Here is a 9,379-nt window from a genome sequence, read left to right on the forward strand (position 1 = left end):
CCCCGCCGCGCGGCTCGGAGAACTTCTGCCCCAGCGCCCACTCGGCTGCGTCCCCGCCCGCCCCGTCGCGCGGCTCCCAGGGGCCCTCGTCCCCCATTACCCCACCCCCGCCGCCCGGCTCGGAGAGTTTCCACCCCAGCGCCCACTCGGCTGCCCCCTCGCCCGGCTCGGCAGGAGCCCTCGCCCCCCATCTCCCCACCTCCGCCGCGCGGCTCGGCGGCCCCCCGTGCGGGGCGGGTGATGATGGCGGGGTTGCCGTTGAGCGCGGGTGTGAGGAGGCGGTCGTGGTCGGGGTGAGCCAGGAGGAGCCGGTGCCGGTGGTGCTGTCGGTGCTCGGGCGGCCGCCGACGGGGCGACCGCCCGGGGTGCTGGCGGCGTGCGACGGGTCGGACGGTTCGTTGTGGGCGCTGGACCGGGCGATGACGGAGGCGGAGCTGTTCGGTCTGCCGCTGTACGTCCTCGCGGTGGTGAACCCGGCGCCGGCCGGTTACCCGCCCGGGATGGCGGAGCTGGTGCAGGAGAGCGTCGAGACGCTGGTGGAGAGCATGGCGGACGGTCTGCGCCGGTCCGTCGCCGCCGTGCAGCAGCAGCGTTCGCGCCCGTACGCGGGGGAGTTGTCGTTGCACGTGGTGCTGGGGAACGTGATCGAGGTGCTGCTGGAGGCGTCGGCCCGCCAGCACACCCTGGTGCTCGGCACCCGCGGCAACGGCGGTTTCAACCGGCTGCTCCTGGGGTCGGTGAGCACGGCCGCCGTCCACCACGCGGCCTGCCCGGTGCTGGTGGTGCCGGCGCCGTCGCAGGTCTGAGTCGTCGGGAATGTCCCGAGATGGTTCATCGTTCACCTATCTCGTCAGACGCATCCCCACCCCTGGAGCCCCCGTCATGAAGGTCGAGATCTACTCCGACATCGCCTGCCCCTGGTGCTACATCGGCAAGCGCCGCTTCGAGGAGGCGCTGGACGGTTTCGCGGGCAAGGAGGGCGTCGAGGTGGTCTACCGGCCGTACCAGCTGGTCCCGGACGCGCCGGCGACGGCGAGCCCGCACCGGGAGTGGCTGGCCGAGCGGTACGGCCCGCAGTCCGTCGCGATGGACGCCCGCGTCGCCGAGCTGGGCCGGGCCGAGGGCATCACGTACGACTTCGACGCCGCGCTGCACGCGAACACGTTCCTCGGCCACCGCCTCCTGCACCTCGCGGAGACGGAGTACGGCGCCGCCGCCCAGGGGCGGCTGAAGGAGGCGCTGCTGAAGGCGCACTTCACCGACGGCGTCGACGTCGGCGACCGCGCCGCGCTCACGGACGTCGCGGTGGCCGCGGGTCTGGACCGCGAGCGCGTGGCGGCCTACCTCGCGGGCGACGAGGGCACCGCAGAGGTGCGCGCGCAGCTGGCGGAGGCCCGGGAGCTGGGCATCACCGCCGTCCCGACCTTCGTGTTCGAGGGCAAGTGGGCGGTGCAGGGCGGCCAGGAGGCCGAGACCTTCCGCCAGGTGCTGGAGCAGGTGGCCGCCGAGATCGGCGAGCGCAGGCCGGCTCCCGTCCAGGTCGCCCCGGCCGGGGAGGCCTGCGCGGACGGCGCCTGCGCGATCTGACCGCCACCAGGCGGCCCCCGGAGGCCCGCTTCAGGAGTGCTCGTTCACGAGCACCTGAAGCGGGCCTCCGCCCAGTCGGCCACGTTCAGTGCCGACCAGACCCCGTGCACCGGCGTGACGACCAGCCGGATCGACGTCTGTCCGGCGAGGGGCACGTGCACGGGCACCGCGTCGTCCCCGGCCGCGAGCGCGGGGGAGCGCCACAGGGTGCTGCCGTCGCCGCCCTGCACCGAGAAGACGACGCCGCCGGGCGACACCGTCAGGTCGTCGAGGCCGGCGACGGCGTCGAAGGACGTGCAGGCGCGGTTGAGGTCGATCTGCGTGGTGGCGGGGGCGTGCACGGTGAGGGCGTGCGGGTGGTGGTCGCCGCCGATCCAGGCGCCGTCGTGCTGCCAGAACCAGTCCGTGCCCTTCTGCCGGATGGCGGGTCCGGTCGGCGGGACCCGGTTGTTGCCGGGCTTGTGGACGGGCAGCGAGTCGGCCCAGAAGTCGGTGGGCCCGGGCGGCGTCGGCGGCGTGACGGTCGGCGTCGGCACCGGGGGCACGGTCGGCGCGGGCACGGTCGGGGTCGGGACGGGCGGCACCTCGGGCGTGGGCACGACCGGCGTCTCGGGGACCGGCACGGCGGGCGGTGTGACGACCGGACGGGCGTGCGTGGGGGCCGGCGCGCTCGTGGTCGCGGGCGGCGGCGTGGTCTTGCGCGCGGGGCTCGGGACGGACGACGGCGTCGGCGTCGGCGTCGGCTTGGGGGAGGGGGCGGGCGGTGGCACGGGCGCCGGTGCGGCGCTGCTCGGGGCGGGCGCCGGTGCCGCGGGTGCGGGCGGCTCCGGGGCCGGGGCGGCGGGGGACGCGGACGCGGTGGGCGCCGCGACCGGGGGCCGGGCCTCGGGCGAGGCGGTGAGCGCGTAGGCGGCGACGGCGGCCGCGGCCACCGCGACGGCGGCGGCGATGCCGGCCTTGGCGGCCGTGCCGAGGCCCTCCGCGGCGACCGCGCCGGCCCCGGACCCGCTCCCGCCGGCCGCGCCCCCGGCACCGGCCGCGCCGGCACCGGCACCTGCTCCGGCACCCGCACCACCGGTACCGGCCGCGGACCCGGCGGCGGCTCCCGTCGTGCCCGCCGTCGTGCCCGCCGTCGACCCGGCCGTCGCCGCGGCCGTCCCGACGGCGGCGCCACCGACCGCGGCGGCACCCCCCACCGCGGCCGCGGCGGCGCCGAACCCGCCGACGCCGACCCAGACCAGCACCCCGCCGGGCAGCAGCGCGCGCAGACCGGTGTTGATCTCGGACAGTTCGAGGTAGGCCGCCGTGCAGCGGTCGCACTCCTTGAGGTGCCGTCCGACGTCCGCCGAGGCCCGCTTGCGCAGCGAGCCGCGCGCGTACGCGCCGAGCCGGTTGGCGTACCCCTCGCACGCCCTGTCCTGGCTGCCGGAGACGTGGGCCTGGAGGAACGCGGCGGCCAGGCGGTCGCGGGCCCGGTGGGCCTGGACGGCGGTGGCGTTGGCGGTCTTGCCGAGCATCACCGCGACGGTCTTCGGGGACTCGCGTTCGACCTCGGTGTGCCAGAGCACGACCCGGTCGTCCTCGGGCAGTTCGGCGTAGGCCTGCATGACCATGCGCTGGTCGGCCATGGCCATCGCCCAGGCATCGGCTCCCGGGTCGGCCAGGTCGAGGTCGACGACGGCGGCCGAGCTCTGGGCGAACACGCCGAAGTCGTCGACGAGTTGTTCGCGCCGCTCGCTGCGGGTCCAGGCCGCGGCGACGTTGCGCACGGCGGTCAGCAGGTAGGCGCGGACCGCGAACTCGGGGCCCTTGCCCGCCCTGAGCGCCTGCAGGGTGCGGGCGAACACCTCGCCCGCGAGGTCCTCGGCGGTGAAGCTGTCCCGGCAGCAGGTGCGCGCGTAGCGGCGGACGGAGTCGACGTGCCGGCGGTAGATCTCCTCGTACGCGGTGTCGTCGCCGGCCCGCACCCGGGCGGTCAACTCGGCGTCGGAGGGCGGGCGCTCGCCGTCGACCGGGTCGGCGGGGGCGGGCACCGTGGGGCGGGCACGGCGGCTGCCGCCGACGAAGGCCTCGGGGGCGACGCCACCGCGGCCGGCCGGTGCCTGGCCGGGCACCCGGCCCGACGGGAGGGCGGCGGCGGAGGCGGACAGCGACTCGCGGCTGGGCATCCCGGCCTGGTCGGGGACGTGGCCGGTGGCCGGTCCCGCGGCCGATCCCGGCGCGGCGCCGGGCACTTGGCCGGACGCGCGGCCGGGCACGCCGGAGGACGACGCGTCGGACCCCTCCGCCGGCCCGCCGGAGTGACCGCCGACGGCGCCGTCCGGCGAACCGCCCGCGTGTCCGCCCGCATGACCGCCGGCACGGCCGTCAGCGCGGCCGAAGTCGAGCCCGTATCCGTAGTCGTTCTGTTCCTCGGCGCTCACAACGGACCCCAGCCTCCACGACAGCCCCCGTAGCGCGGCAGAGCACGCGGGCGTGCGTGGGCGCGCGGTCCCCCGTCGTACGGCGCCGACGGCGCTCGAAGGGCGCGCATCGGGACATTGGCTCCAACCACGGGCAAAGGATGGCATAGCGCAGGGAAGGGCGGTAGCCGGACCGGCCGGTACCCACTCTTCCGAGGGGACGTCGCGGAGGTGTTCGCCCAGCGCACGACAGCCGGTTGTGCGACGCCCGCACCCGGCGCGCGCCCAGTGCCCGCGCGCCGGTCACTCGTCCAACTCCCTTACCGGTCACGGCAGCCCGCCGTGCCGGGCCGACCCGCAGGCCGTGCCCGGGATCACCGGCCCCGGCGGGCGCGAGCCCGCCCGTGGGCCGTCAACGCGCCCGCAGGCCGTCCAGCAGGATCTGCAGCAGCCGGTCCGAGGGCCCGGCCACCGCGTGCCCGTCCGGCTGCGGCCCGCCGACCACGACGCCCGGCACCCCGGCCACCGCCGGCACCGTCCGCGCCGCGTGCACCGGCACCGACGCGGTCAGCACCAGGACGACGTCCGCGACCGTGACGCCCGGCCGCAGTTCGCCCGCCGCGCCCGCCCTGGCCACCAGGGCGGCCAGCAGCTGGAGAAGCAGCCGCGGATCGGCGTCCGCCGCCGTCGCGTCGGCCGCCGTCCGCGCCTCGTCGCCGCGCAGGTCGAACCGGGCGGAGAGCGCCTGTTCGGGCGCCCGCTGCTCGGGCACCCGGCCCAGCTCCTCGGCGTACCGGAACGCCTCCGGCGGCAGCAGCCGCCCGGCGCCCGTGCTCACCGCGCGCGCCAGGTACCCGGCCAGCGACTCCCAGGCACCGCCGCCGCCGTACAGCGACTCGCGCGCCTGTGCCGTCAGCCAGGCCACCTCCTCGGCGGCGATCCGCTGGACCAGCACCTCCTTGCTCGGGAAGCGCCGGTACACCGTGCCGACGCCGACCCCGGCGCGGCGGGCGACCTCCTCCATCGGTGCGCCGTAGCCGAATTCGCCGAACACCTCCCGGGCGGCGCGCAGCACGCTCTCCAGGTTCCGCCGCGCGTCCACCCGTAGCCGGGCACCCGGCACGGCGGCCTGCAAGGGCTCCGCCCGGTACGGGACACCGGCGTACGAGACCGCCGACACCCCGTGCTGCGGCGGCAGTTCCACCGGCCCGCGCTGCTCCGGCACCGTGCCCTGGACGACGTGCGGTGCACCCGCCCGCCCCAACATCTGTTCCTGCTCCATCATCTCAACTCTCCCCCGCAGGCGTCCGATCCCGGACCCTGTCGTCGCCCGCCCCTGCACCCCCCGGTGCAAGCTCAGCCCGTCAGAAGTGACCTGATGACCCATTGCTCGTGCCGCCCGTCCCGTTCCGGTGACCACGGTCGTGCCACCGGGCCGGGCCACGCGTCCGGCTCGGTGCGTCGGCACCGTCCGGGGCCTCGTCCGGGAACTACCCTTCCCCGGATGACTGTCCCGCAGTCGGGTTCTCGCGCCAACGCTGGAACTGGCCGTAGTGGCCGCTCCACGGTGCGTCGCCGCCGGTTGTCATGGCGGTGGCCGCTCCAGCACACAATCCGACCATAGTTCACGGCTCTCCGAAGCCGAAAGTGCGTCAGAAAGTCACCCGGACAGCACAACTGGCCACACCGGTCACTCGCGCCGCATCCGGCCCCGTACGGACTGTGGACAAGACGGCCCCCCACGGTCCTTCATAGGGGGGCGCGTCGGGGGATACCCCCCGAACGGGGGACGGCCCGGACTCCGTGACCGGGACGGAACACCACACGAACGCGACACCGTCCGGAGGTGCACCATAAGGATCCTGATCGCCGGAGGCGGCTGCGCCGGGACGGCCACCGCGCTCCACCTCCAGCGCGGCCTGCGCGACCGGCTGCGCCGGGGCGAGGTGGAGATCACCGTCGTCGAACCCCAGGCCTACCTCACGTACCACCCGCTGCTCGCCGAGGTGGCGGCCGGCTCGATCGACCCGCGGCATGTGGTCGTGCCGCTCCGCCGGGCCCTGCCGGACTGCCGGGTGCTCACCGCGAGGATCACCCGGATCGAGCACGCCGCCCGCCGGGCCCTGGCCGACGCGGCGGCCCCCGGCGAGCCCCCCACGCCGATCGAACTCCCGTACGACGTCCTGGTGGTGGCGCCCGGCTCGGTCTCCAGGACGGCCCCGGTGCCCGGCCTCGCCGAGTGCGGCCGGGGCTTCTCGACCGTCGCCGAGGCGGTCGGCCTGCGCAACCACGTCCTCGAACAGCTGGACCTCGCGTCCGCCACCCGGGACCCGGCCCTGCGCCAGTCCGCCCTCACCTTCGTCTTCGTCGGCGCCGGGTACGCGGGCGTCGGCGCGCTCGCCGAACTGGAGGACATGGCCAGGTACGCGGTGCGCGGCTACCACAACGTCGCCCCGGAGGACCTGCACTGGGTGTTGGTCGAGGCCACCGACCGGATCCTCGCCGAGGAGTCGCCCGAACTCGCCGCGCACACCCTCGGCCAGCTGCGCGAACGCGGCGTCGACGTCCGGCTGCGCACCACGCTGGAATCGGCGGCCGGCCAGGTCGTCGCCCTGTCCGACGGCAGCCGCTTCGCCGCCCGCACCCTGGTCTGGACGGCCGGCGTGCGCCCGTCCCCGCTGCTGCGCGACACCGACCTGCCGCTGGACACCGCCGGCCGGGTGCGCTGCCTGCCCACCCTCCAGGTCGTCGGCCCGGACGGACGCGCGCTGCCCGGCGTCTGGGCGGCCGGCGACTGCGCGGCCGTGCCCGACCCGCACGCGGACGGCGCCCCCTGCGCACCCAACGCCCAGCACGCCTTCGCCCAGGCCGAACTGCTCGCCCGCAACGTCGCCGTCGCCCTGGACGGCGGACCGCACTCGCCCGACCTCGCCGCCTACGGGCCGGGCCCGGCCGCCTGTTCGACCTCGCTCGGCCTGCGCCGCGCCGTCGCCCACACCCGGCGCGGCGGGCGCCTCACCGGACGCCGCGCCTGGTGGCTGCACCGCGCCCGGCACCTGCGCCGGCTGCCGAGCGCGGACCGGCGGGTGCGGGTGCTGATGGACTGGGTGCTGGGCGGGCTGTTCTCCCGGGAGGTCGTCTCGCTCGGCACCCTGGAGCACCCGCGTTCGGAATTCGAGGCGGGGTTCGGACCGGGCCCCGAACGCGGGCCGGACGCCCCGGCGTGACGGACCGGACGGCCACGCCGAGCGCGCGCGACTTCCGGAATCGGCCCTCCGCCTGACAGGATCAGCCCCAACCGAGTCATTACCCCGTGTGCTGATGTGTACACAAAAAGTGATGATATGACTGGAAAACGAGGAAGCGGCCGTCGTTTGAACCTCATGCGCTGGAGCGCCCGGCTCACCGGAGTCCCCTGGCGTGCCGCCCCGCAGACCGCGGTCGGCACGGAGGACGGCGTGCCCTCCGGCGACGTCGTGGTCCCGGGCCCGCGCGACCCGACCAGCCTCGCCACCGCGGCCGAACTCCTCGACCCGCACAAACCCCAGCACCTGCGCGAGGTCCTCAACCGGATCCCCGCCCCCGTCGCCGTCACCTACGGCCCCCTGCACCAGCTCGCCTACGCCAACCGCGCCTACCGCGAACTCTTCGGCGAGCGCCCCACCGGCCTGCCCGCGTGCGAGGCCCTGCCCGAGCTCGCCACCCTCGGCGTCCTGCCGCTCATGGACCAGGTCATCCGCGGCGGCCGGCCCCGCAGCGTCAAGGCGCGCTGCATCCTCGGCCTCACCGGCAACCGCTACTACAACGTCTCCTGCGTCCCGCTCGGCGCCGGCGACCCCCGCGACATCCGCGACTCCCGGGACGTTCCCATCGACGGCCCGCCCGCCGGCGTGCTCATCTTCGCCGCGGAGGTCACCGACCAGGTCCTCGCCGCCGCCCGGCTCCGCGAGGCCGAACGCCGCCAGCGCGAGGCCGCCGTCACCCTCCAGCGCAGCCTGCTCCCGCAGAAGCTCGACCAGCCCGCCGACCTCCGCGTCGCCGCCACCTACCAGCCCGGCGGCGCCGAAGCGGCGGTCGGCGGCGACTGGTACGACGTCATCGCCATCGACGGCGGACGCACCGCGCTCGTCATCGGCGACGTGATGGGCCGCGGACTGCGCGCCGCCGCCGTCATGGGCCAGCTGCGCACCGCCGTCCGCGCGTACGCCCGCCTCGACCTCCCGCCGCACGAGGTCATGCGCCTGCTCGACGGCCTCGCCATGGAGATCGACGCCAACCAGATCGCCACCTGCACCTACGCCGTCTGGGACCCGCAGCGCCGCACCCTCTCCTACGCCTCCGCCGGCCACCTCCCGATGCTCCTGCGCTGCCCCGACGGAACCATCCTGCGCAGCGAGGAGCAGAACGGCCCGCCCCTGGGAACCGGCGGCGGCCTGCACGTCTCGCACACCCTGCGCCTCCTGCCCGGCACGACCGGCGTCCTCTATACGGACGGACTCGTCGAACGCCGCGACGAAGACATCGACCAGGGACTCGACCTCCTCGCCCGCACCCTGACCGGCGCGATCGGCGCCCCCGAGGTGATCTGCGCCCGTCTGCTGCGAGCCATGGGCGTGACGTCGGAGCACGACGACGACGTGGCCGTCCTGGCCTTCCAGCTGCCGGCCGACGAGACCGCCGAGGAGGCCCCCGAGGAGGCCCCCAAGGAGCGGGAACCCGTGCTTGACTCGGTCTCCGGAGAGGTCTAGAGTTCTTCGAGTTGCCTGACAGGGAGCACCGGACACGCATCGGCGCGGACGGTCCCGGGGCGGCCAATCCTCTGAAACACCACTTCCCGGTCCGGGCTGGGTCGCGTCTTGTCGCGGCTCGGTGCGTATTCGGCGTGCGCGTTTAATTGGATTGCGGTCGGACTTCGGCTGGATTCGCTTTTCGGAGCGGGGATCGGCTAGAGTTTGAAACGTCGGACGGGGCATCAAGTCCCGGAAGACACCGGCGAGTTGGATGACGAAGCCCCGGAAAACGGAGCGGAAAACATCTGATAAGCTGGAAACACGAAAGAACGAAGCGCCCGGAGGGCCCGCTGGAAGGCGGCTCGAAGGAAGCGTCCGTTCCTTGAGAACTCAACAGCGTGCCAAAAGTCAACGCCAGATATGTTGACATCCCCGGCCTCGATCACTTGATCGGGGTTGGAGATTCCTTTTGAAATAACACTAGCGAGGACGCAGTGCGCGGGACCGCCCTATTCCGGTGGTTGCCGTGCCGCTCAACGCGGGTGTGGACCCGATTACGGGTATACATTCACGGAGAGTTTGATCCTGGCTCAGGACGAACGCTGGCGGCGTGCTTAACACATGCAAGTCGAACGGTGAAGCCCTTCGGGGTGGATCAGT

5 protein-coding genes, 1 rRNA gene and 1 pseudogene are annotated in these 9,379 nt (G+C 74.9%); 5 read left to right on the top strand and 2 right to left on the bottom strand.

Annotation, left to right across the window (positions count from 1 at the left end):
- The first annotated feature begins 284 nt into the window (after window positions 1–284).
- Both ACFV4G_RS05940 and ACFV4G_RS05945 read left to right on the top strand, forming a co-directional pair.
- Window positions 285–806, top strand: a complete 522-nt coding sequence (locus ACFV4G_RS05940; protein ID WP_380436909.1) for a universal stress protein — start codon at window positions 285–287, stop codon at window positions 804–806.
- Window positions 807–882: 76 nt separating this feature from the next.
- Complete coding sequence (locus ACFV4G_RS05945) at window positions 883–1,587, top strand: DsbA family oxidoreductase (RefSeq protein ID WP_380436911.1); 705 nt, start codon at window positions 883–885, stop codon at window positions 1,585–1,587.
- A gap of 44 nt (window positions 1,588–1,631) precedes the next feature.
- On the opposite strand, the gene ACFV4G_RS05950 is transcribed toward ACFV4G_RS05945, so the two are convergent.
- On the bottom strand, window positions 1,632–4,010 hold the full coding sequence (locus ACFV4G_RS05950) for a sigma-70 family RNA polymerase sigma factor (RefSeq protein WP_380436913.1): 2,379 nt from the start codon (window positions 4,008–4,010) through the stop codon (window positions 1,632–1,634).
- Window positions 4,011–4,401: 391 nt separating this feature from the next.
- On the bottom strand, window positions 4,402–5,274 hold the full coding sequence (locus ACFV4G_RS05955; RefSeq protein WP_380436915.1) for a TetR/AcrR family transcriptional regulator: 873 nt from the start codon (window positions 5,272–5,274) through the stop codon (window positions 4,402–4,404).
- Window positions 5,275–5,854: 580 nt separating this feature from the next.
- Here ACFV4G_RS05955 and ACFV4G_RS05960 point away from each other — a divergent pair.
- The 3 genes and pseudogenes from ACFV4G_RS05960 to ACFV4G_RS05970 all read left to right on the top strand — a co-directional run.
- Window positions 5,855–7,216 carry an NAD(P)/FAD-dependent oxidoreductase gene (locus ACFV4G_RS05960; RefSeq protein WP_380436925.1) on the top strand — a complete coding sequence of 454 codons (1,362 nt, stop codon included), beginning with the start codon at window positions 5,855–5,857 and terminating at the stop codon, window positions 7,214–7,216.
- A 147-nt stretch (window positions 7,217–7,363) separates the two neighbouring features.
- Window positions 7,364–8,656, top strand: a pseudogene (locus ACFV4G_RS05965) (PP2C family protein-serine/threonine phosphatase); the annotation flags it as partial.
- Between the two features lie 630 nt (window positions 8,657–9,286).
- Window positions 9,287–9,379 (top strand): 16S ribosomal RNA (locus ACFV4G_RS05970); the annotation flags it as partial.

Origin of the sequence: Kitasatospora sp. NPDC059747, from assembly GCF_042732955.1 — a bacterium.
In the GTDB taxonomy this organism is placed as follows: domain Bacteria; phylum Actinomycetota; class Actinomycetes; order Streptomycetales; family Streptomycetaceae; genus Kitasatospora.